23 protein-coding genes are annotated in these 24,267 nt (G+C 40.4%); 5 read left to right on the top strand and 18 right to left on the bottom strand.

The genetic code is table 11. The features are described from left to right. Positions 1-123: 123 nt before the first annotated feature. The gene (locus PVK79_RS00400) at positions 124-1,344 is read left to right on the top strand and encodes an EAL domain-containing response regulator (RefSeq protein ID WP_145237856.1); all 1,221 of its coding nucleotides are present in this window, start codon (positions 124-126) and stop codon (positions 1,342-1,344) included. On the opposite strand, the gene PVK79_RS00405 is transcribed toward PVK79_RS00400, so the two are convergent. After that, entirely contained in the window at positions 1,341-2,417 is a 1,077-nt protein-coding gene (locus PVK79_RS00405; protein ID WP_145237853.1) for a CNNM domain-containing protein, read from the bottom strand. The genes PVK79_RS00400 and PVK79_RS00405 overlap by 4 nt on opposite strands. 171 nt (positions 2,418-2,588) lie before the next feature. On the opposite strand from PVK79_RS00405, the gene PVK79_RS00410 reads away from it, so the two are divergent. Together PVK79_RS00410 and PVK79_RS00415 are read left to right on the top strand one after the other, a co-directional pair. Beyond that, positions 2,589-5,084 carry an alpha/beta hydrolase family protein gene (locus PVK79_RS00410; protein ID WP_257325107.1) on the top strand — a complete coding sequence of 832 codons (2,496 nt, stop codon included), beginning with the start codon at positions 2,589-2,591 and terminating at the stop codon, positions 5,082-5,084. A gap of 154 nt (positions 5,085-5,238) precedes the next feature. Further along, entirely contained in the window at positions 5,239-5,946 is a 708-nt protein-coding gene (locus tag PVK79_RS00415; RefSeq protein WP_182731734.1) for a response regulator transcription factor, read from the top strand. Between the two features lie 13 nt (positions 5,947-5,959). Here PVK79_RS00415 and PVK79_RS00420 read toward each other — a convergent pair whose 3' ends face one another. The 3 genes from PVK79_RS00420 to dinF all read right to left on the bottom strand — a co-directional run bounded on the left by PVK79_RS00420 (position 5,960) and on the right by dinF (position 9,573). Beyond that, positions 5,960-7,474, bottom strand: a complete 1,515-nt coding sequence (locus tag PVK79_RS00420) for a YifB family Mg chelatase-like AAA ATPase (protein WP_257325108.1) — start codon at positions 7,472-7,474, stop codon at positions 5,960-5,962. Between the two features lie 33 nt (positions 7,475-7,507). Next, complete coding sequence (locus PVK79_RS00425; protein ID WP_145237840.1) at positions 7,508-8,122, bottom strand: trimeric intracellular cation channel family protein; 615 nt, start codon at positions 8,120-8,122, stop codon at positions 7,508-7,510. Between the two features lie 116 nt (positions 8,123-8,238). Further along, positions 8,239-9,573, bottom strand: coding sequence for an MATE family efflux transporter DinF (gene dinF / locus PVK79_RS00430; RefSeq protein ID WP_257325109.1), 1,335 nt, complete (start codon positions 9,571-9,573; stop codon positions 8,239-8,241). On the opposite strand from dinF, the gene PVK79_RS00435 reads away from it, so the two are divergent. Then, positions 9,550-10,581, top strand: coding sequence for a polysaccharide deacetylase family protein (locus PVK79_RS00435; protein ID WP_257325110.1), 1,032 nt, complete (start codon positions 9,550-9,552; stop codon positions 10,579-10,581). The genes dinF and PVK79_RS00435 overlap by 24 nt on opposite strands. Positions 10,582-10,645: 64 nt before the next feature. Here the strand turns inward: PVK79_RS00435 and PVK79_RS00440 are convergent, their stop codons facing one another. The 13 genes from PVK79_RS00440 to PVK79_RS00500 form a co-directional block, all read right to left on the bottom strand. Then, complete coding sequence (locus PVK79_RS00440) at positions 10,646-11,677, bottom strand: protein-glutamate methylesterase/protein-glutamine glutaminase (RefSeq protein WP_182739922.1); 1,032 nt, start codon at positions 11,675-11,677, stop codon at positions 10,646-10,648. A gap of 10 nt (positions 11,678-11,687) precedes the next feature. Continuing rightward, positions 11,688-12,305: a chemoreceptor glutamine deamidase CheD gene (gene cheD, locus PVK79_RS00445; protein ID WP_149980431.1), complete on the bottom strand. Its 618-nt coding sequence runs from the start codon at positions 12,303-12,305 to the stop codon at positions 11,688-11,690. Next, positions 12,298-13,119 (bottom strand): CheR family methyltransferase, encoded by an 822-nt coding sequence (locus tag PVK79_RS00450; protein ID WP_145237825.1) that lies wholly within the window; start codon positions 13,117-13,119, stop codon positions 12,298-12,300. The genes cheD and PVK79_RS00450 overlap by 8 nt, the downstream gene beginning before the upstream one ends. Before the next feature lie 121 nt (positions 13,120-13,240). Beyond that, the gene (locus PVK79_RS00455; RefSeq protein ID WP_182760132.1) at positions 13,241-15,928 is read right to left on the bottom strand and encodes a methyl-accepting chemotaxis protein; all 2,688 of its coding nucleotides are present in this window, start codon (positions 15,926-15,928) and stop codon (positions 13,241-13,243) included. Positions 15,929-15,975: 47 nt separating this feature from the next. Continuing rightward, a complete protein-coding gene (locus PVK79_RS00460) occupies positions 15,976-16,461 on the bottom strand; it encodes a chemotaxis protein CheW (RefSeq protein ID WP_145237819.1) in 486 nt (161 codons plus the stop codon). Further along, the gene (locus PVK79_RS00465; protein WP_257325111.1) at positions 16,458-18,557 is read right to left on the bottom strand and encodes a chemotaxis protein CheA; all 2,100 of its coding nucleotides are present in this window, start codon (positions 18,555-18,557) and stop codon (positions 16,458-16,460) included. Before PVK79_RS00465 ends, PVK79_RS00460 begins: the two co-directional genes overlap by 4 nt. Positions 18,558-18,572: 15 nt before the next feature. Beyond that, complete coding sequence (locus tag PVK79_RS00470; RefSeq protein ID WP_145237813.1) at positions 18,573-18,935, bottom strand: response regulator; 363 nt, start codon at positions 18,933-18,935, stop codon at positions 18,573-18,575. Between the two features lie 9 nt (positions 18,936-18,944). Then, the gene (locus PVK79_RS00475) at positions 18,945-19,217 is read right to left on the bottom strand and encodes an STAS domain-containing protein (protein WP_145238313.1); all 273 of its coding nucleotides are present in this window, start codon (positions 19,215-19,217) and stop codon (positions 18,945-18,947) included. 170 nt (positions 19,218-19,387) lie between these two features. After that, positions 19,388-20,011 carry an SCO family protein gene (locus PVK79_RS00480; protein ID WP_182731728.1) on the bottom strand — a complete coding sequence of 208 codons (624 nt, stop codon included), beginning with the start codon at positions 20,009-20,011 and terminating at the stop codon, positions 19,388-19,390. After that, complete coding sequence (gene cyoE / locus PVK79_RS00485; RefSeq protein ID WP_179959138.1) at positions 20,008-20,916, bottom strand: heme o synthase; 909 nt, start codon at positions 20,914-20,916, stop codon at positions 20,008-20,010. The genes PVK79_RS00480 and cyoE overlap by 4 nt, the downstream gene beginning before the upstream one ends. An 8-nt stretch (positions 20,917-20,924) precedes the next feature. Continuing rightward, positions 20,925-21,914: a COX15/CtaA family protein gene (locus PVK79_RS00490; RefSeq protein ID WP_145237805.1), complete on the bottom strand. Its 990-nt coding sequence runs from the start codon at positions 21,912-21,914 to the stop codon at positions 20,925-20,927. 17 nt (positions 21,915-21,931) lie between these two features. Next, the gene (locus PVK79_RS00495) at positions 21,932-22,426 is read right to left on the bottom strand and encodes a transmembrane cytochrome oxidase associated protein (protein ID WP_145237802.1); all 495 of its coding nucleotides are present in this window, start codon (positions 22,424-22,426) and stop codon (positions 21,932-21,934) included. Further along, on the bottom strand, positions 22,423-23,163 hold the full coding sequence (locus tag PVK79_RS00500; protein ID WP_145237798.1) for an SURF1 family protein: 741 nt from the start codon (positions 23,161-23,163) through the stop codon (positions 22,423-22,425). Before PVK79_RS00500 ends, PVK79_RS00495 begins: the two co-directional genes overlap by 4 nt. A 12-nt stretch (positions 23,164-23,175) precedes the next feature. Between PVK79_RS00500 and PVK79_RS23460 the strand changes: the two genes are divergently transcribed. Beyond that, positions 23,176-23,490, top strand: a complete 315-nt coding sequence (locus tag PVK79_RS23460; protein WP_145237795.1) for a DUF2909 family protein — start codon at positions 23,176-23,178, stop codon at positions 23,488-23,490. On the opposite strand, the gene PVK79_RS00510 is transcribed toward PVK79_RS23460, so the two are convergent. Further along, positions 23,390-24,265 (bottom strand): cytochrome c oxidase subunit 3, encoded by an 876-nt coding sequence (locus PVK79_RS00510; protein WP_145237792.1) that lies wholly within the window; start codon positions 24,263-24,265, stop codon positions 23,390-23,392. The two genes, PVK79_RS23460 and PVK79_RS00510, sit on opposite strands and share 101 nt — an antisense overlap. Positions 24,266-24,267 lie beyond the last annotated feature (2 nt).

Below are 24,267 nucleotides of genomic sequence, written 5' to 3' on the forward strand. Positions count from 1 at the left end.
TATATCGTTAGTATACCCATTTTTTTAACGAGATTATGGAATATATTTGCAACTATAAAGCTGACACCTTCGCTATTCTCGACTACTTTTAGTTAACAAGTAAATTTTATTTCAGGGAAGAAAATGACAAAATTAGCACGCAGCATTCTGGTCGTTGATGATTCAAAAGCTATTTTAGTAGTGATGCAGGCTATCTTAAATGAGCTTAATGTGCCCAATGTAACTACGTGCTTGAATGCTCAAGACGCTCTTAATAAAGTAAAAACGAATCTATATACTTTTGACGCCGTGTTTACTGACCTGAATATGCCAGACATGGATGGCATGGAGCTTATTCGCCACCTTGGCGATATCCAATATCCAGGCGCAATTGTCATTATTTCGGAAATGAATTCAAAAATCATTGATTTGGCGGCTGATTTAGCCCGAAAAAATAATGTACATTTAATTGGTAACATCGCCAAACCAGTGCAACTCAACCAAGTTTATACACTGCTACAAAAACTAGAGTATTTAGCTTGTCATACTGAAAAACCCACAGAACCAATTTCTGAAACGCAATTGCTGCATGCAATAAGTCATAATGAGATAACGCCGTTTTATCAACCAAAAGTAAACCGTAATAGTAATAAAGTTGAAAGCATAGAAGTATTAGCCAGAATAGTGACCGCGGAACAAGGCGCAGTACTTTTACCGGAGCGATTTATTTGTGTCGCTGAAGATCTAGATTTAATTAACCTAATCACATTTCAGTTGTTTGAAAAGGCAACAGGCGATTTCTCAGAAATAAAAACTCGTTTAGGCTACAAACTTAAACTGGCCTTTAATTTGTCTCCCTGCCAGCTAGAAGATTTAAGCTGCCCAGATAAGCTGGCTTTAATTTTACATCTTAATCAATTGACCCCAAGTGAAATTATTTTAGAGATCACAGAACAGCATGCTTTATCCAGTTCAGCACAGCTAGAAACTCTAAACCGTTTGCGAATGCGTGGTTTTGGTATTTCTCTTGATGATTTTGGCACTGGGTTTACCAATGTACAACAATTAAAAACACTGCCTTTTACTGAGGTGAAAATAGATCGTACCTTGATCAGTAATATTGAAAGTGATTTATTTTCTCAGGTCATTGTTAGTAGCTTAGTGAATATAGCTATTCAAGATGACTTAACAATTGTCGCTGAAGGCATTGAGCGCGTTGAGGAGCTTGAATACTTGGAGCGTTTTAAAGAGCACATTTTAATGCAGGGCTTTTTGATCAGTCGCCCAAAAGGCAAAACTGAATTTATTCGTTGGGCGCAATCATGGCTACATATGGTTTCATTAAATAGTCATAGCCGACGTTAATTTTTTCGTTTCGCCATGGTATTCTCAGCGCTTAACAATTTATTGCTACTTTCCAAGCGCTGACGCCACATTTGCTTAGCAACTGCTTGCATATTAGCTGATTGATCATGCTCGTCTACAATTTCAAAGCCCATTAACGCTTCAATCATATCTTCGAGCGTCACAATCCCCTGCACATCACCATATTCATCTACCACTAAGCAAATATGAGTGCGCTCAGCTAACAAAGTATGTAATAAAGTAGGTACATATAAGGTCTCTGGCACAGTATAAATAGGTTTTATCAACTTGCTGATTTTATAGTTCTCGCCCAATCGATGATACGCCAACATAATATCGTTTTTATGTACAAAACCGATAATATCATCACCATTTTTATCATATACCAACACTCGAGAAAACGACGCTGAACCATGCTCAGCTAAATACTGATTTACAGTTAAATCTTTATGCACTTTAAACAAGACGGTACGCGGGGTAAGTAATGAATCTAATTTAGCGTGGCGAAAATGCAATAAACTACGGATGATTTCAGACTCTTCCTGATGCAAAGCACCTGATTGCGACCCCATATCAGCCATAGCTTCAATTTCTTGACGAATATAATACTCTTCGTTGTAATTACGGCCCAATATACCGGTGAGTTTTTCAGCAAGCCACACAAAAGGCTTTAGTGCGATGACTAAATACTGTAATGCTTGGGTCACCATAGGTGCAAGCGTTCGCCAATGCTTTGCGCCCAGAGTTTTTGGAATAATTTCTGACAGCACCAATACTAACAATGTCATTATCGCCGAAGCAATTCCCACCGCCGCATCAGAAAAAACCACCGCGGCTTGTGCCCCTACACCGGCAGCACCTGCAGTATGGGCAACCGTATTTAAGGTTAAAATAGCAGCTAAAGGCTGATCTACATTGGTTTTTAATTGCTCAAAACGTTTGGCTAGCTTAGGCTTTTTTTTACGCAATACTGCGACATAGCTTGGCGTAATACTCAATAGTACGGCTTCCATAATCGAACATAAAAAAGAAATCGTAATCGCCGCAACCATGTAAACGATTAATAATGTCACTGTTACCCCTTAGCCAGTCAGTCAATTATACCCCCTTAGGTATACACCTTACCAAGTGTAGCCCCTAACCTCAAACCTTACGCTGCTGAGCAATGAAATCCATCGCAGAGCACTTTTTGGCACCACAACCACATGCTATATTAAATTAAATTCCCTACATCAGGCTCAATAATGAATTTTAGTTCACTATGGCGCGGTAAAGCACCTCGCCTAACAACCACACTCGCGGTGTTAACTTTAAGCACATTAAGTAGCGCTTTAGTCGCTGCACCATTAGATAAAGCAGATATTAAGTTTATTGGCCCAATTGCAGCCGACATGCAGCTAAAGCCATATCAAACTGAGCATCAAGATGCGATTATTAACGCACTATTACCTAGCATTCAACAACCAACAACAAGTATTACGGTATTTGGCGAAAAATTAAAGTGGCAAACCTTAGACAAAGTAAATGCGTTAACTCTTGGTGGTCTACAAGCATTAAAGTTTACCGCTCATGCAGAGCGCTTTAGCCAAGGCACATTGACACTTAAAGGTATCGAAAAAGCGCAGTTGTTTATCGATGGTGAAAAACAATCAGTCACAAAAGAAAGCTATGAACTGGCATTACCGCAAGGCGATCACCAAATAGTGATTATTGCTGAACAAGTTGCTAATTGGCACGATGTTGACGTTGATTTCAACCCTAAAGCAGCAATTGATAGATTAACTTTTAGCAATAAAGAGCAACACGGTTTATCTGCTAAACAACTGTTTGATGCCACAACGGTTAGTTCACTATCTTTAGCACCTGATGCCAAACACTATTTAGTGGCAAAACGTCATTATCAGGATAGCACTGGCAATCAAGCAAATGTGATCACAGAGCTAAAAAATGATGATAATCAAACAGTTTACCGTTTTGAGTCGGGTCAACCGAGTAACATTATTTGGAGCCCCGATAATAATTATTTAGTCTATCTATTAGATGGAAAGTTAAAGCAATTAAATCGAAAAACCCTTAATCTTAAAGTGATTGCCAGCAACCTAGAGGGCGCGGGTGACTTTGCATATTACGATAACAACAGCTTAATCTTCAGCTGGTCCAAATCACCAGCAGCTGATAACAGCCTAACTAAACACTACCAAGGTTTACAAGATCGTTGGTCATATGCCCGCACAACCTCACAAGCTTACTTATTAGATATAAGTACAGGCCTGAGTAAAACAATAAGCCAAGGACCACTTAGTCACAGTATTGAAGATTTTAATAGCAAACGTGGTACGGTATTACTGAGTCGTGGTGTGCAAGTAATGCAAGCGTCGACTCACCCCACCACTGAGTTAGTGGAATTGAATATTGCCAATGCGAGCAACACAGTTATTGGTCAGTTTGCTACGTTTAATCAAGCTAAATACACAGGTGATGACATTTATGTCACTGCGGGTCCTGATTTTAAAGATGGTTTAGGCAGAAACCTACCTGAGAATATGCTTGCTAACAACTATGATGGACAGCTTTACCTATTAACTGATCATGGTAAAAATGCAGCACCATTAAGTCGTGAATTTGATCCTGCCATTGGTCAACTTGAAGTGCTCGCTAATGGCGATGCCCTCATTAAAGTCACTGAGCAAGATACGATTGCTTTGTACCTGTACGATAAAAGCAAACAACGCTTTAGCAAACTCAAAACAGGTTTTGATGTAGTTGAACAATTCAGTTTTTCAAACAACCGCAGCCCAGCTATTTTAGTTAGCGGCTCTAATGCATCATCTCCACAGCAATTAAAACTGTTAAGTATTAATAAAAACACCGCAACCACATTGTGGGATTCTAAACCACAAGCGTATGCAAATACCGATATAGCCAGCTTAGATGAATTTAACTTCATCAATACCGCAGGTGTTGAAATTAAAGGTCGTGTTTACTTTCCAAGCAATCTTGATAAGAACAAACACTACCCAGCATTAGTATATTACTATGGCGGTACATCACCGGTTACTCGTGGTTTTACTGGGCGTTATCCTTTCAATTTATGGGCAGAGCATGGCTATGTGGTTTATGTAGTGCAACCGACCGGTGCAACTGGATTTGGCCAACAGTTCTCTGCTAAGCATGTGAATGCGTGGGGTCAATATACTGCTGACGATATTATGCAAGGTACCCAAGCACTATTAAAACAGTATCCATTTATTGATAAAAATCGTTTAGGTAATTTAGGCGCATCATACGGTGGCTTTATGACTATGTTACTGACCACTAAAACAGACATGTTTAGTGCCTCAATCGCACACGCGGGGATTTCTAATATTACCTCGTATTGGGGTCACGGTTGGTGGGGCTATTTATATTCTGGCGAAGCCTCTAAAAACAGCTATCCTTGGAATAATAGTGAACTATACAGCCAACATAGTCCGGTTTTCCATGCAGACAAAGTAACCACACCGCTACTGCTATTACATGGTGATGCTGATACCAATGTACCTGTAGGCGAAAGTCACACTATGTATACTGCGCTGAAACTACTAGGCAAAGATGTTGACCTTATTGAATATAAAGGGGCGGACCATCAAATTTTTGCTCGCGATCAACGCTTTGATTGGTGGGATACTATGCTTGCCTACTTCGATAAGCATTTAAAAGAGCAACCACAGTGGTGGCAGTACTTATACCCTGAAAAGTAGCTTTTATTCTGTTCAACAGGTAAACCTAGTATGTTTACCTGTTGATAATAATTAAATAATCACCTAAATAGTGCATAAATACTAAAAATCGCCCTTCTCACCTTTTACGAATGAGTGATAACATAGAGGCATCATTAAAGGTAATTAAGATACTATGACTATTCATGTTTTATTGGTTGAAGATGACGAACTATTAGTAAAACGTATATTCAATCATTTTGCAGAGACTGAATTTTGCATTGAAAATGATGCGACTGGCGCTGATGCCTTAGCAATAGTGCAATCTCGCGCTAATAATCATGATGCCATATCATTAGCAATTATTGACATAGTATTACCTAAACGTGATGGCTTACATTTAGCAAAAGAACTCAACACCCTCACAGACATTGGTGTGATCATGCTTTCAAGCAGAGATTCTCAAGCCGATCGTATTGCCGGACTTGCCCAAGGCGCTGATGACTATATTTGTAAACCAGTTGATTTATTAGAGCTTGAACTACGTATAAGAGCACTTTATAAGCGCTTAAAAAGTAATAATAACAGTAGCGATGAAAGCGAAGAATTTATTGAATATGCTGACTTCAAACTGCATCCAGACAACCGCACTTTAATCACTGCTAATGGCATTGAATCTAGGCTCACTGAAGCGGAACATAAAGTGTTAATTTGTTTGATCTCAAACGCAGGAAAAGCCACGTCTCGTGAAAAAATATCAGAAGAAATTGGCCAGCCAGATTGGAGTCCAAATGACAGAACTGTTGATGTTTTAATTGGCCGCTTACGTAAAAAACTGAGCGATGAAAAAGACCAAAAACGCATCGTTACGGTACGCGGTAAAGGCTACATGCTGTCAATTTAATGCAATCTAACCACTAATACTGGGTTAATTGTGATAAAAAACGTTCAAATGCACGATAATTGAGTGCCTCTTTTAGTTCATCTAAACTAATATTATCTTGCCCTTTTAGATCACTAATTGTTCGCGCTACTTTGATCACTCGATGATAAGAGCGTGGCGATAATGATAGCTTTTCACTGGCTTTAGCTAAAAACTGTAACTCCGGCGCTGCAAGCGCACAATGCACACTCATTTCTTTATTATTAAGTCGCGCATTGACTTTACCTTGGCGACGCAATTGCAGATTATATGCCGCCTCGACCCGCGTGCGCACAGTCGCACTACTTTGTTCTTCTTGAGTGCTTTGCAATTGCGCACTGCTTAAACGTGGTAGCTCTATTTGTAAATCAATACGGTCAATAAATGGTCCTGATACTCGCGATAAATAACGCATAACTTGATCCGGAGTTGCGCGCTTATCATTATGACAACCCGTAGGACTTGGATTAAGAGCCGCAATTAATTGAAACTGTGCAGGAAACTCCATTTGCCTTGCCGCTCTTGAAATCGTTACTGTGCCTGTCTCCATAGGCTCGCGTAATGAGTCAAGCACCTTACGTTCAAACTCTGGTAGTTCGTCAAGAAATAATACGCCATTATGCGCTAGTGAAATCTCCCCGGGCTTTGGGTTTGAAGAGCCTCCGACTAGTGCCACAGCGGAGCATGTGTGATGAGGATTACGAAATGGTCGCTTGCGCCAATTAGTTAGATCGACACTTTGGCCAATAATTGAATACAACGCTGCGGTGGAAAGTGCCTCATCATCGGACATGCCCGGCATAATAGTCGGCATACGTTGCGCGAGCATTGACTTCCCCGTACCAGGTGGCCCCAAAAAAAGTAAATTATGGCCACCCGCCGCAGCGATTTCTAACACTCTTTTCGCGCCCGGCTGGCCTTTTACATCACTTAAATCAATTAAGAATTCAACACCGCTATGTTGCTGTTCTGGGTAGCTAATATTAAGAGGTAAAGGCTGCTGATTGAGTAAATCACTCCATACTTCTTGGATAGAAGAGACCGCTTTGCGCTCAACGCCATTTACTAAACTCGCTAAACTGTCATTTACTAAAGGTAAAAAACAACAACGCCCTTGTGCTTTAGCTGCTAAAACTGATGGGAGTATTGCATTCACGCCACGCACTTCGCCATTCAGTGCCAGCTCACCATAAAATTCATAGCGTTCAATATCAGTGCAAACAATTTGCTCTGAAGCGATGAGAATACCAACCGCAATCGCTAAATCAAAACGCCCCCCCTCTTTGGGTAAATCAGCAGGTGCTAAATTGACTGTAATGCGTTGGTCTGGAAAACCAAATTTAGAGTTTTCTAATGCGCTGCGTACACGATCTTTGGCTTCTTTTACTGAGGCTTCGGGCAAACCTACAATATGAAATGCTGGTAAACCATTACCTAGATGCACCTCAACGATCACTTCAGGTGCTTGAATACCCACTTGGGCACGAGAATAAATTCGAGCTAATGACATCCTTTGTCCCTGTAACGTTCTGTTCTTTACAGTCTAGTCAGGATATTTAAAAATATGTAGTGTTAGTTGCCATTTCATTGCTGCAAGGCGTAACAGCAAGGTGGTTAACATCGCTAACACCATCGCTATCTCTGTCTCAATGTTCAATACAATTGCTTGGGTATAAACAATACCACCAGCAATACAAGTAATTGCATATAGCTCACCTTTTAATAGCATAGGAATATTGCCTGCCAACACATCTCGCGTTACCCCGCCAAAGCAACCGGTGATCACCCCCATAATAATTGCGGTTGTAGCTGGCATCCCCGCGAGCAATGCTTTTTGCGCCCCCATTACAGCAAAGAACGCTAAACCAAACGCATCTGCAACTTGTAAATGATATAAAGGAATTGATTTTTGCTTATTGATCAATCGCGTGGTAACAAAGACAGATGCAAATATCGCGATAAAATAACTTTGGTCGTGTAACCAAAATACCGGAACATCTAAAATCAAATCTCGAATTGTGCCACCACCTATCGCGGTGACCGTCGCCAGTACCACGACTCCAAAGCCATCCATTTTTTTATCATAGGCAATTAAAGTGCCTGACATGGCAAATACGGCGATGCCAATTAAATCAAACCAATGATAAAGTTCAGTCATATATCCAAGCCATCCCAAGATGCGAATCGAAGTTAAAATAAACAGTGCTTAACGACGCCGTTTTAGCACAATAAATCCAAAGTTATAAGTGAACTTTAGATTTATTGCTATTTCTATTAATTCAGTAACTGCTGCGCTGTCTGCAACTGCTTATAACGTACGATCAATGTAACGCCACGCAGTAGCATAAAGCAGGTCATTGCTAACCAAAGCGCATGATTTTGCCAAGCATTAAACACCCAAAACACGCCAAAGAATCCAACTAATGCTGAAATTAGCATGGTATTTCGCATATCTTGAGCTCTGGTTAGGCCAACAAAAATACCATCAAACAAAAAGCAACTCATTGCCGCTAATGGCATAAAAATCAACCATGGTAAGTATTCATTAGCGGCTTTGATCACTTCAGGAATATCTGTTAATAAGGTAATAATTTGCGAACCAAACAATGCAAAAAACACGCTATAACAAAAAGCAAATAGCATTCCCCAAAATACGCTTATTTTTACCCATAAGCTTATACGCCGTACGCTATGTTGACCTTTTGCTTGGCCAACTTTTGCTTCACTTGCATAGGCAATACCATCAAGAGCAAAGCTCACAAGCATTAAAAAGTTCAGTAATACAGCATTTACCGCAAGCGTTACCTCGCCAATGCGTGCACCATAGAAGGTCATAAAGCTAAAACACAGTTGTAAAATTAAGGAGCGAATAAAAATATCACGGTTAAGACTTAATAACGCCCACATTTTATCTCGGCTAAACCACCCACCTAAAAATAGCGGCACAGTCATTTTTTTCGCTAACCTAAAAACCAAGAATAATGCAAATAATAGCGCGGTATAATCGGCAATCAACGATGCCCAAGCAGCTCCGGCGACTTGCCAATCTAAGTACACAACAAAATAAATATCTAAAACAATGTTGGTGATATTAGTAACTAGTAATAAATAAAAAGGCCCTTTACCGTAATGAATCCCTAACATCCAAGCTAATAATACCAAGTTACATAATGCCGCTGGTGCACTAAAAATACGAATTTCAAAATAACTATAAGCTTGTGCGAGCACCTGCGCACTGGAACCAGAAAGGTAAGCTATGGCATTTTTAATAAGTGGCGATAAAGCAATTAAAGAAAATGCCACGATAAGCGCTAATACTAAACTGCGCTTTAATAATCCGGCTAATTGAGGATAATCTTTCTTGCCATAAGCTTGCGCAACCAGCCCTGTGGTACTCATGCGTAAAAAGCCCGCCAACCAAAATAGCAATGAAATCACCGTGGCGCCCAAGGCAATTCCGCCAAGAAAATGAGCACTACCAAGATGCCCTATTACTGCAGTATCAACTATTCCTAACAGTGGCACGGTTATATTTGATAATATCATTGGACCAGCTAACAACAGCAAGCTTTTATGGTGTGCTTTATGACGATTAAGAAATTTTTTCACAGTCTGCTATCGATCCTCTTTTGTCTATCTTTACCTGCTCACAGCGCAGTTATTTTACAGTATCACCATGTCAGTGAGACCCTGCCAGCAGTCACCAGTGTCAGTGCAGAAACCTTCACTGAGCATTTAAACTATCTAAAACAGCATGACTTTAACGTAGTGCCACTGAATGAATTACTATCTGCTTTACAACAAGGCCAAAGTTTACCAGATAAAACCGTCGCTATTACCTTTGATGATGGTTACAACAATAATTATGAACAAGCAGCGCCGATATTAGAAAAGTTTGCTTACCCCTATACTATTTTCGTTAATCCAAAATTGATTGATGAAGGTAAAGGCTATGTAATGGGCTGGGATAAACTCAGAGAACTTGCCAAAAAAGGTGCTCTGATCAGCAATCACAGCGCACAACATGATTACCTACATCGTAAATTAGCCGATGAAACAACCCAACAATGGCAGGCGCGTGTTAAGCAAGATATTTTGTCATCACAACAACGGATCAAAGAAGAAATTGGCCATGACTATAAATATTTAGCATATCCATATGGCGAGTTTAATAACCAATTACAAAGTTTAGTGAAAGAGTTGGGCTTTATTGGTATTGGCCAACACTCTGGTGCCATCAACAAAGACTCTGATTTTAGCCGTTTACCACGCTTTCCGGCTTCTGGGTTTTATAGCAAGCTTGATACGCTAGTGACCAAACTAAACTCTCGCGCATTTTCAATCCAAGAGCTTACTTATATTGATAGCGTGACCAGCCAAAACCCACCTCAGATCAGCATTAAATTTAATATGGGAGACTTTCATAAAAGTCAGCTAGCTTGTTATGTATCGGGCATCGGTCAGGCAAAACTAAACTGGTCAGCAGCTGATACTGTGACCATAAATTCACCGAAAAATTTAGCTCAAGGGCGGTCACGATTTAACTGCACAGCACCATCAATTACTCATAAGAATAGCTATTATTGGTTTTCACAACCGTGGGTAATTGTGCAGTAAAAATATAATCCCTTGATAATTATCAACCTGAGCCCGGGATAATCAGCTCAAGTTTATAAGGTGACTACTTTTTCATTGCTTGGTTTAGTAGATGCTGCGTCACTTTATCAAGCGAGACCACCGCTAAAGCTGCTCCGATCTCTACAGCGGCTTTAGGCATGCCCCATACCACTGACGATAGTTCATCTTGCGCTACGGTATAAGCACCATGCTGTTTTAGCGCCAGTAAACCTTGCGCACCATCGCTCCCCATACCCGTTAATAAAGCTGCGATGGTATTTTTAGGGCACACTTTAACCAGCGAGTTAAACAATACATCAACCGCAGGACGATGACGGTTAACCGGCTCGCTCTCATCAAGCTGACAATATAAGCTGCCTCCTTGCTGTATAACGCTTAAGTGTTGACCACCCGGGGCGATAAACGCCCAGCCAGCTTTTAACTTATCGCCTTGCTGCGCCTCTTTGACATTGATAGTACATGTCCTATCCATGCGCAAAGCAAATGAACTACTAAACACAGGTGGAATATGCTGCGTGATAACGATCGGAGGGCAGTTTTCTGGCATTCTTATTAGCACCTCTTTAATCGCCTCTGTTCCTCCTGTTGAAGCTCCAATCGCCAAAACCTTATTGATACTAAACTGTGCATTACTTAACGTTTCGATAGGTTGTACTTGGCTTAATTTAAAAGGCCGTACTCGTGCCGCCGCTGCCGTACGGACCTTTTGTTGCACTAATTTAGCATACTGGCTTAATTGCTCAGATACATTGACTGTCGGCTTAGCTATAAAATCAACTGCCCCTAATTCCAGCGCCTCCAAAGTCATCGGTGAACCTTTTTGGGTGAGCGTTGATATCATTACCACAGGCATAGGCCGTAGACGCATTAGGTTTTTCAAAAAACTAATGCCATCCATTTTCGGCATTTCAATATCTAAAGTCAGCACATCGGGATTAAGTTGCTTAATCATTTCTCGTGCTTGATAAGGGTCCTCTGCACACCCTACGACCTGAATATCATCAGCCTGGTGCAGTACCTCCGTCAATACTCGTCGAATCAATGGCGAGTCATCAATCACTAACACCTTGACCATTTTTTACCCCTTAAAATAACTCAATATCGGTTTTAGAATCTTGTTCTTCGATATCATGTAAATAACGGACTTCGCGTTTTTCAATCACATCAGTGTGCATGTCGCGCAATTTTTTAACCTGCGCTTTGCCTGTTTGAGGGTTAAAATTGACCTTACGCGGCCAAGGCCCCCCCACATCATGAGACACTAATTCTAGCCCTTCTTCTTGCACATAAGAGTAAGCAAAGCGAATATTACCAAGGCCAATATCTGTCATCGAGCGAATAATTTTACCGCCGCCAAACAGTTTTATTTTTAGATTTTGCCTAGAGGCGCCATTTTTAAGTACTTCATTAATTAAAAACTCCATCGCCCAGTTACCATAACGACAATTTAAGTTATGCGCACTAGTTGGCTCTACGCCTTTTTCAATCGGTAACATAAAGTGATTCATGCCACCCACACCAAGCTTGTCATCATAAATGCAAGCAGCAATACATGAACCTAGCACAGTGGAAATCACCTCATCGTTTTTTGACACGTAAAACTCACCGGGCAATACTTTAGCAATAACTTGCCGCTGACCTGAGTCCCAAAACCGCTTAATATGCTCAAACCCATGTAATACTGGCTTAAAATGACTATCCATAAATCACCTTCTGATACATAGTTTTACCTAAGTTTTTAAACTCACTATGCTCCTTTCCCATGGTTTCAGAATGACCTAATAATAGGTACCCATGTTCAGCTAAAATATGACAATAACGGTGGAATAACTGATCTTTTGTTTCTTTATCAAAATAAATCACCACATTACGACAAAAGATCACGTCAAAAGGCCCTTTCATTGGCCAGTCTTGTAATAAATTCAACCGCTTAAAATGAATTTTTTGCTGTAATTCAGGTTTAACTTTGAATAACTCACCATCTTTAGTTTTTAAAAACCAGCGCTGTAATTGATGTTGTTCAAGTCCATTCACATTAGCCGCAGTGTAGGTACCTGATTGTGCTTTAGCTAATACATTTGAATCCAAATCAGTGGCTAAAATTTTCACATCCCAATCGGCTGGAAATAACCCATGTAAGGTCATAGCTAAAGAATAGGGTTCTTCCCCAGTTGAACAACCTGCAGACCATATCCGAACTCGCCGAGTGCTTTTATTTGTCACTAATAACTTGGGTATTACATGGGATTGCAAATAATCAAAATGATGTGATTCACGAAAAAAAGAAGTCAGATTAGTTGTTATTGCATTGATAAAATCACTAAATTCTTGCTCTTTATGTGCCTCTAAATAAGCTAAATACTGTTTAAAATTTGTCAGCTGCAATGTTCTGAGCCGACGAGCAAGACGTGAATAGACCATTTCTCGTTTATGATCACCTAATACAATGCCACACGCGTCATAAACTATTGCAGCTATTTGCTTGAAATCATGGTCGGTTAGTAAAAACTCTTTCATTACAATTACTCGCAATAGGCGTGACTGAGCTGCGATTGAATATTAACAAAATTGCTAAAAGTTAAGACTCTGGATTTTTCAAAGTACAGAGGCTTAACTAGTAATGCGATTGCAAAAAACGTTAAAATTCCTCCCATTCATCAGCTGAATTAGCAAAGTTATTACCTCGCGCTTTACTACGGATATTATTACTACGTGGTGGCGCGGTAGTAGGAGTTACTGATGCAGTATTAATTACAGCGTCTTGCTGACTTATAGTAAAAAAGTTCAGTAACCGGGTCATATCATTCGCTTGCTCTGACATTGACTCGCTGGCCGCGGATGCTTGCTCAACTAAGGCCGCATTTTGCTGGGTCATTTCATCCATTTGCGAAATAGCTTTGTTGACTTGCTCAATACCTGAACTTTGCTCTTCGGATGCTGCTGCAATATCAGATATCATTTCAGTTACTTTTTGTACTGCAATAACAATTTCTTTTAAAGTGGCTCCTGATTCATTAACTAATAAAGTGCCATCTTCAACTTTACCAACGCTATCTCTGATCAACTCTTTAATTTCTTTTGCAGCCCCCGCGGAACGCTGCGCTAGATTACGCACTTCGCCGGCAACGACAGCAAAGCCACGCCCTTGTTCACCAGCTCTAGCAGCTTCAACAGCGGCATTAAGAGCTAATAAATTAGTTTGAAATGCTATTTCGTCAATCACGCTAATAATATCGGCAATTTTTTTACTCGACTCATTAATTGCCGACATGCTGATCACCGCGCGATTAACAACTTCGCCCCCTTGCTGCGCTTTGTCGCGCGTTTCTTCTGCTAATTCATTAACCACTTTTGCATTATCAGCATTTTGACGTACTGTACTGGTCATTTCCTCCATGCTAGATGCTGTTTCTTCAAGCGATGAGGCCTGCTCTTCTGTACGCTGGCTTAGATCAGCGTTGCCTTGAGATATTTCCTCTGCTCCACTTGCCACTAAGGTTGCCGAGGTATTAATACGATTAATGACTTCCGTTAATTTATCAGCCGTGGTATTGGCATCACGCTTGAGTTTTTCAAACGACCCCTGATACTCTTGCTCTATCCGTTTTGATAAATCACCATTGGCCATCGCATCAAGCATATTAGCAGTACCGGTGACAGCATCATCAACAATACCAATTAAACCATTTAGACCTTTAGCTAAGCGTAAAAAGAAACCGCCCTTACCTTGCTCTGTAACACGAGCGTCTAGATTACCTTTGCGTGCAGAGCTGACTAAGTCAGCAATTTCTTTTTCTATTGCGACTTCGGCTGTTCGATCTTCCCACTCCACCACAGTGCCAATACGTTCATTTTCTGGGGAAAAAATAGGGTTCGCAACTAAGCCAAAGGTGCGCCCACCTACAAGTATCTCTGCACTGTAAGTATCGGTTAGCTTGCTTAACAGATTGCGTTGATGAGCTGGGTTTTTATGAAATACATCAATGTTTTGCCCTATTAACTGACTACAATCAAAATTAGGTAAGTCGCGTCGTAAATCTTGCTCTGCGGCGCGCATCATATTTTGCACCGCTTCATTCATATATATAATATCGTTTTTAGTATTTGCAATCATGGTGTTTGTGGCAACCCGATCCAGCGCTCTTCGTACACGTAAATTCTCTTCAGCAGCACGTTTTTCAGCAGTCGATTTTTTAATACTTTCGGTTAAATCTTGCCACTCAATTATTGTTCCTAAGCGCTTACCTTCTTTATTAAACCAAGGGGTCGCAATAATATTAAAAATTAACGATGCAATTTCTAGTTTTGACTCAATAGAGTCGGTCAAGTTTGTATACAACTGAACCTGTTGTGCTGTATTTTCAAAAAATGCCGTAATACTTGAGCCCACTATACTATTGACGGAAAAATCACCTAGTACACTCTGCAGCTCACCTTGTCTGGCTTGGAACATTTGTTTTAATTGATTGTTAGCAAACACTATCTGTAAATCATTGTCTGCCATCATCACACTCGCCTGGCAGATCGTTAATGCGCTCGATAGATCAGCATCCCTTTTTGATTCTTTTTCTAATTCTTTTTGAGCTGTGATGTCTGTCGCATATTTAACCACCTTATAAGGTTTGCCACTGAGATCAAAAATTGGGTTATAAGATGCTTGGATCCATACTTCACTGCCATCTTTAGCGATACGTAAGTACTCACCTGAGTCAAATTCACCACGACCTAATTTTTGCCAAAACAGTTGGTATTGCTCACTTTTAGCAACCTCAGGTTCAATAAATATACGGTGATGCCGCCCGACTATTTCTTCTAACTGATAACCAAATGTCTGCAAAAAGTTGTCATTCGCGGTCAACACGCTGCCATCTAAACCAAACTCAATCACCGCTTGAGATTTACTAATAGCAGCAATTTGACCCGCAGCTTCAACAGCAACCATCTTTTGCGCCGTAATATCACTGGCAAATTTCACAACTTTTATAACATTTCCATGCTCATCCTTAACGGGGTTATAAGTTGCTTGGATCCACACATCTTTGCCGCTTTTACTGATCCGCTGAAACTCATCAGCAATAAACTCTCCGCCTTTCAAGCTTTGCCAAAAGCTTTTATATTCACTGCTCTGAGCTTCTTTTTTAGATACAAACATTGAATGATGCTGGCCCTGAATTTCTTCTAAGGGGTAACCCATTACATCTAAAAAGTTATTATTCGCCGTAATAATTATGCCGCTAGGTTCAAACTCAATCACCGCAAGTGACTTATTTAATGCCGTAACGATTAAATCATTATTTGATTTTTTAGAATTACTAAACCACCCCATGCCCATCACCTTCTTGTTGATCACCATTTGCTATATTTAGTATTTGGCTAAATATCCATTGTTTTTTGCAGGTCCAATAACGCGACCATCTTCTCACCGACATTCACTAACCCTGCGATAAATTCAGCATTCTCTGAGCCGCTAAAGTTAGGCACCGTCTTCGCATCTTGCTCTACAATACTGTAAACATCAGATACGGCATCGACTACCATTCCCATAATCTTGCTATTTTGCTCAAAAATTACTTTCACTACGATCACCACTGTTAAAGGTCCATAGTCAATCGTCGCTAAGCCAAACCGTAATCTAAGATCTAAAATAGGTACTATGGTGCCACGTAGATTAATCACCCCTTTTACATAATCTGGGGCATTCGGGATCTCGGTGATCTCCTCCCAACTGCGAATTTCTTGAACAGTTAAAATATCAACACCGTATTCTTCATCAGCCATAATAAAGGTTAAAAACTGCTTAACTCCTTGGGCCTGTTCAAGCATTATTTTGTTATCTAATTCGCTGTGCGCAGAGATCATGAAGCCTCCAAGTTGGCTTGCGATTCAATAATCAATTCTTGGCTACCGGGTTTTCTTAATCCTGATAATTTAATTAAGCCGCTGATATCGACAATCAACGAAACCCGACCATCCCCTAATATAGTGGCACCTGACACGCCATCTACTTTTTGGTAATTAGCTTCTAAACTTTTAATCACTACTTGTTGCTGTGACAATAAATCGTCAACTAACAAACCAATTTTTTGGTTATCGCTTTCAACCACCACTAACAAGGTTTTATCAAGCGTTTCTATCGCACCTTGATGATTAAAAATACTGTATAAACGCAAGATAGGAATGTATTCATCACGCAGTCTAAGTACATCTAGGTCTTTACCCACTCGGCTGACTTTGCTGATATCTATTTGTAATGATTCAACAATAGAAATTAATGGAATAATATAGGTGTGCTTTGCAACCCTCACTAACTGACCATCTAAAATAGCCAGCGTAAGTGGCAAGCGAATAGTGAAGGTAGACCCAACACCTGCAGCAGATGAAACTTCAACCGAGCCATTGAGTGATTGGATATTACGCCTGACCACATCCATACCTACCCCACGTCCGGATATGTCGCTTACCTCATCCGCGGTTGAAAAACCGGGCATAAAAATGAGTTCATTAATTTCATCATCATCCAACTCATCAGCTTCACTTACTAGCCCATTAGCAACCGCTTTTTGTTTAATCTTTACAGTATTAAGGCCTTGTCCGTCATCCATGATCTCTATAACAATATTGCCACCTTGGTGAAATGCATTAAGTGTGACTGTACCGACTGGGTCTTTACCTGCAGCAAGACGCTGTTCAACAGTTTCTAGACCATGATCCAGCGAATTTCGCACTAAATGCACCATAGGATCTGATATTTTTTCCATTACAGTTTTATCAAGCTCGGTCTGTTCACCTAACAGTTTTAGCTCAACTTGCTTATTTAGCTTTTGCGAAATATCTCGTACTAAACGCGGAAAACGACTAAATACAAAGCTGATTGGCAGCATTCGGATACGCATTACATTTTCTTGTAAATCACGAGTATTATGAGCCAATTGCGCTAAACCTTCCTGCAAAGAGGCGATAGTCGCTTCGGTGATCTCTTGTTGACCAATTTGGCTCAACATGGCTTGAGTGATAACCAGCTCTCCAACCATATTGATCAATGAATCAACTTTATCTATGCCTACTCTGATTGAAGTAGATTCTGCAGCTGGAGTGCTTGCTTTGACCGCAGTGCCTTTTTTTATTGGTTTAACCGCAGCAACATTGACAACTGCAGGGGCTGAAGTTGAATTAGGGTTTTCCTCAATTACATCAGGTGTTGTAATTTGCGCATCATCATCATCATCATCATCAGCAAATAACCCTCCGCACAACGCGATGGTAATATCAGCATCATCTTCAACCCACTCAAATATTTCTCGAATCGCACTCTCATCTTTTGCTGTGTTTAAAAAGAATCGCCAAGATAAAAAACAATCATCGGGACTTAAATCAGCAATGTCAGGGATCTCATTATTGAAAGCTTGAGTCTCTAAATCGCCCAATTCAGCCAACTCACTGATCATATACAGTGGCTCATTGCCTGTTTTAAATAAATGATGATATGGTTTAAAATCAATCTGATAGGTGTTTAGCGCAAGTTGAGCGGGGCTAGCAGTGACTTCCAGTTTATTTTTTTCGGCTTGATCTACCCCTAAAATCTGTTCAAACTTAATTCTCAGTGCAATAGCTTCGTCTAAATTAGGTTCTTGCTCTGCTTGTAAGCCACGAAGTAACTCCCGCAAGCAATCAACAGATTTAAGTAATAGGTTAACATGCTCTGCGGTAAGCTCTCGTTTCCCCTCACGAATTTGATCTAATAGGGTTTCTAGCACATGAGTAAAGTCAGACACAGAGTTAAAACCAAATGTACCACTGCCGCCTTTGATAGAATGCGCAGCACGAAAAATGGTATTGATTGTTTCTAAATCTTCTTCGCCAGGTACCAAGTTTAATAACTCAGCTTCCATCGCATCTAAGCCTTCAAAACTTTCCTCAAAGAAGACTTCAAAAAATTGACTTAAATCTATACTCATACCCCATCCCCTAGATTAGCGAATTACTTTTTTTAAAACCGCTAATAACTGTTCAGGATTAAAAGGTTTAACTATCCAGCCTGTTGCACCAGCAGCTTTCCCTTCTACTTTTTTGTCCATTCCTGATTCTGTTGTTAGCATTAGCAATGGCGTAAATTTATAGTTTGGTAAGGTGCGTAACTCCCTGATCAAAGTAATACCATCCATCACTGGCATGTTGACATCGGAAATCACAGCATCAAAACCTTGTTGTTTTGCGATGCTAAGTGCTTCACTTCCGTCCTTTGCCTCAGTGACATCAAAACCCGCCTTTTTCAGTGTAAAACTCACCATTTGACGCATCGATGCCGAATCATCCACGGCTAAAATTCTTTTCATATGAACTCCTTAATCTGCATTTTCTAGTATTAGATATTCACTCAGGCCTAAGCGATTAATGGCATTTTTTAAAGGCTCACTTTGCCCAACCCAAATAATTTTGTGATGTACGCACAGCAAGTGCTTTTGCAGAGCACACAATAGTTGAATCGAGGCAGTATCTACGCGTACAACTTCACTAATGTCTAAACAAACATCATCATTGCGGTGTAATTCTTGTAATAAATCTTGGTGTAAGTTTTCAACTTGGGTGATTGCTAGTTCAGCGGGAAGCTTCATCATATTGTTCGCACTTTCCATGTTTAACCAATTCATAACAAAAGCTTAGACTGAGTTAGTAAAAATGCCATAAATGCGTTGAAAAAAGAGTGAAATTATTTACAGGGGGGATAAAAGAAAAACAAAAAAGGAGCTAAACGCTCCTCGAAAATAATTAAAATATACTTATTCTATTAATAATGATCCGCAATCTGTTTAAACTCAGTTATTAATAATTTAGCATTAATTAATGGCACACTGCCCTGTTTAAATTCAGGTTTAAATATGGCCCTTACCGCCCCTTGAGGATCAACCATCGCAATTGAAGCACTATGGTCAACGGCATATTCTTGCTCATCACTATTACTAATTGCGTAAATCAAACCTAACTCTCTAACTAGTGGAAATAGATCTTTATGTTCCCCTGAGACCGCTAAAAAATCAGGATTAAAATAATCAATGTAGGCTTTGCGTTTAGCGACTGTATCGCGTTTTGGATCGACCGCTAAAAACCAAATTTGCAATGGGTATTCATCTTTCAACGCTTTATAAACGCCATTGAGTTTAGCTAATGTCAGAGGGCAAATATCTGGGCAACTGGTATAACCTAAAAACACTAAATTCCATTGACCTTGCAATGTTTGCTTAGTTACTGGCTGAGCATTTTGATCTTGTAAAGTAAAATCACTCAAAGGTTTGGCTTGTTCATATACCAAAGCTTCAACGTCAGGCATAGCGCTGTCACTACAAGCTGTTAACAGCAATAAACTTAACGCCAACCACACTCTCGCCCCACACTTAACTGCTAAGCTATTCATATAACGAACCATTTATCTATAAATAAGGCGACAAAGAGTATCATTAAATGAATAATTGAAAAACGGAATAAATCCATTGCTGTATCGTCATTCCCCGCTATTTTTAGTTTTACCGCTTTATAGATAAAAATCCCATTAAGTAATGTCGCAGCAATTAAATAAATGAGCCCCGACATACCAATTAAATAAGGCAATACACATACCAAAGCCAATAAAATAGAGTATGCAACTACACAGGTTTTACAAAAATCAATGCCATGAGTGACTGGCAACATGGGGATCTTAGCGCGTTCGTAATCACTTTTGCGAGCAATTGCCAACGCCCAAAAATGCGGCGGAGTCCAAGTAAATATGATCATCACCAATAACCAAGGAGCAGCTGCCATGTGCCCGGTTTCTGATACCCACCCTAACAACGGCGGCATGGCCCCTGCGAGTCCTCCTATAACAATATTTTGTGGCGTTGCACGCTTTAAAAAGGAGGTATAAATAAACGCATAACCAACTAACGCAAATAAGGTTAATACAGCGGTTAAAGTATTAGCCCAGATCATCAACATAATGAAACCACTCACCCCAATAACAGCGGCAAAACTTAAAGCATGCAGTTTAGATAACCGCCCCTTAGCAACTGGCCGATGGCGTGTACGTGCCATTTTGCTATCTATTTCGCTATCAACTACATGATTGATCACCGCAGCTGCTGCGGATAACAAGCCAATCCCCAGTAAACTAATAAACTGTACGCCAATACCACGACCAACATCGGGTGCCAGCGCTAAACCAACCCATGCTGTTAATACCAACATCGCGACTACTTTAAATTTACTGATCGCTAAATAATCATTTATTAAGCCGCTAATTTGGCTAGGTGCTAACTTTGTTATTGCTATTAATGGTGTCATAACTGCCCCTATGTACGTGCTTTTAAGTAAAAACATAAACGAACGACTGTTAACAATAGTATGGCAGCCATTAAATTATGTGCCAGCGCAACGCCGAGCGGGAAATGCCAGTGCACAACCGCCAAGCCCAAACAAATTTGACACAGCAACGCGACCAATACGGAGACTGTACAATGCTTTATTTTTCTCGACACAGCACGGCTATAAATGCGCCACATTATCAGCGCTAATACTACACAGGTAACTAACGCCCACATTCGATGTAATAAATGGATCGACATCCTAGCCTGCTGTGAAAGTACACCATATTCATAAGTACTTTGCTCTAATGGCAACTGAAATACGCTACTCAATGAAAACGGCTGTCCGTAACTACACAATGGCAAGCCATTGCAGTGCGGCGCCGCATAATTAGCAGCAAGCCAACCGCCTAGCGCTATTTGCAATACCAATACCACTAATGCGACTAGACTAAGTTTAAAGTAACGCCGAGCTGGGGCGTCGCCGCCAAAAATTGGTTTTGCCGTTAGCCGTAAATACAATAATGTAACCAATGATAAAATACTAAATCCACCTAATAAGTGCCCCAATACAATCAGCGGCTGTAAATTCATGGTGACGGTCCACATCCCTAAAGCCGCTTGGAACACCACCAGTATTAGTAATAGTAAGGGTAATTTAATTGGCGTGGTTGGATATTGACGTTTTAATAAAGCCAATATAAATAACGCTAAAATAAGTAAACCTAACGTGCCGGCAAAATAGCGATGGATCATTTCTTTCCACGCTTTAGCGGTTTCGAACATCATATCAGGGTAGGTTTGCTCTACATGGGCTAAATCAGCCTCATGCTTGGGTACCGTTAAAAAGCCATAGCAACCGGGCCAATCCGGACAACCCAATCCGGCATCACTCAAGCGCGTATAAGCCCCTAAGCCAACAACTAAGATCGATAACATAAAAGTGGCTAATACCAAATGTTTATAGTTTTTATACATAATTGGCACTCCTTAATTTAGCTAGAACGCGAATAGTTAAGTAATTTTTTTAAATCTTTTAACAGTCCTTTTTGAGTCAAACGGTTTTGCTGTGGCTCACTATGGTAGGGATACTGCAAGACCACTAAGCCCATATGATCAATTAGATATAAACTAGCTGGTTGCAGTACATCAACCTCAGGTAACTGACGCCATGGCAGCTCTTTTTGCTGTGTCTGGCCAAGGATGGCTACATCGACTTTACCTTGATTTTTACCAAGAGCGATGTAGAGGTTCTCTAGTGCTTGTAACTGCTGTGCACAAGCTTGTTGGCATTGTGCTGGGTGATTTAAAGCAATAGTCCATTGTTTATGCTCCGTTTTTTTCCAATCTTGTAGTTTTATTTCCTGTGTTAAAAATTCCCCTTTATTACTCGATGCACTAGGTATCCACTCAAGCTTTAACGCCAAATACGCCAGTATTAAAGGCACTAAACAACAGCCAATAAATATTAATAACGGATTGTTTTTCATTGTAATTCCTTCTTTTTAAAAGCAAATACAGCAATAACAAGGCAGGCAATCGCAATCAATAACCATTGCACTGCGTAGGCTTGATGTTTTTCGGGGCTCATCACCACAGCTTGGTAATGCGGCGCAGCAATCTCATCCGCGATACCTTGCCGATAACCAATAAAGTCAATCATGTCGCGACCTGTTTGCTGTGAAAACAATGCTAAATCGATAATTTGTACGCGCTTGGGCCATGCTGTATCCGTCTTGTGTTGTGCATCTTGCAAAGTAAAGCCACTGAGCTTTCCTTGCTTTAATTGCACGGTCATTGCCAAAGGAGTCGATGGTAGGTTTATACTAGGGAGTTGCTGGCGAGTAAGTGGTGCTTTAACCCAACCCAAATTCACCAACAGAGTTTGCTTACTTTGCTGTAAACGCAGCAAGGTAAGTACATCGTAGCCAACCTGACCTTGGTAAACTTGATTATCTAACAACCAATATTGCTGCGTATCTAGCACTCCAGAGATACTTATCTGCAAGCCCGTTTTATTCCAATCACTAGGCAGTTGCTGCATTTGCTGCCAGCTCATTACTCCCTGACTTTGCAGGGCTGCTATTTGTGTTAATTGCTCAGTTTTACTTTCAGCTCGCTGTAATTGCCAATACCCTAGGCGTAAACACACCAATACCACAATGGTTACCACGCAAATGGTAATAATTGAGCTAAGCTTTTGTTTACGCCATAAAATTAACTGCATAAAGGTGACCCAGTGATTATTAAAATTATTATCGTACTGTTGCTACTATTTATACTTTTTAACTTGTTCCGTGCCTTATTTATTATGGTATCGGGTAAAACAGATGGACGGCCTATGTCTCACTATTTAGGCCGTCGTGTGCTGTTTTCTGTTATCGTCTTAGTGGTTGTTATTGCAGCCCTTAAACTAGGTTTCATCCACAGTAACTCATCACCAATTGATAAAGTTACAGCACATATACAAACACAAATAAACACAACCACACCACATCAACAAAATGCCAATACCAAGCTGCGGCTTGAAACGCAAAATGTTTATCTGGGCTAAAGTGGCCCTTTAAAATGCGGATCAGCATGACTAATAATAAAATAGTTCCTAAGGTCACATGCATGCCATGAAAGCCGGTTAGTAAAAAGAAAGTATTGCCATATACGCCAGCATCTAAGGTCAGTCCTAAATCCTGATAAGCATGCATATACTCTACGACTTGCAGCCCTAAAAAACAGACCCCTAATACGATTGTCAGTGCCATAAATACTTTTAATGGCCCACGCTTATTGTTCTCCATGCCTACATGAGCAAAATGTAAGGTAACCGACGAGGTTAGTAATATTAATGTGTTGATCAGCGGCAATCCCTGCCAACCCATAGCCTGTGTCGTACCACCACCGGGTGTAGTAACTAATGGCCAGATTGCTTCAAAAGTAGGCCACAGTACCTCATTGGTCATGGCATTATTTCCGGCGCCGCCAAGCCAAGGCACAGAGATCATCCGGGCATAAAAAAGGGCACCGAAAAAAGCCATAAAAAACATTACTTCAGAGAAAATAAACCAGCTCATGCCTTGACGAAACGAGCGATCCATTTGCGCTGAATATAAGCCTTGATCAGACTCTTCAATGACATTTTTAAACCAGCGAAATAGCATAAACAGCAACACACCAATTCCTGCGTAAAGCACATAATGGCCAGCACCACCGCCGCTGCTTGCTTGCATTACGGTAAGACCTGCACCAACAGCAATAAAAAACATCGCAAATGCGCCAACTATTGGCCACGGACTTTGCGCGGGAACATAATATTTTTCGTAATTTTTATCCATTT

The organism is Pseudoalteromonas rhizosphaerae, assembly GCF_028885455.1.
Lineage (GTDB): Bacteria > Pseudomonadota > Gammaproteobacteria > Enterobacterales > Alteromonadaceae > Pseudoalteromonas > Pseudoalteromonas rhizosphaerae.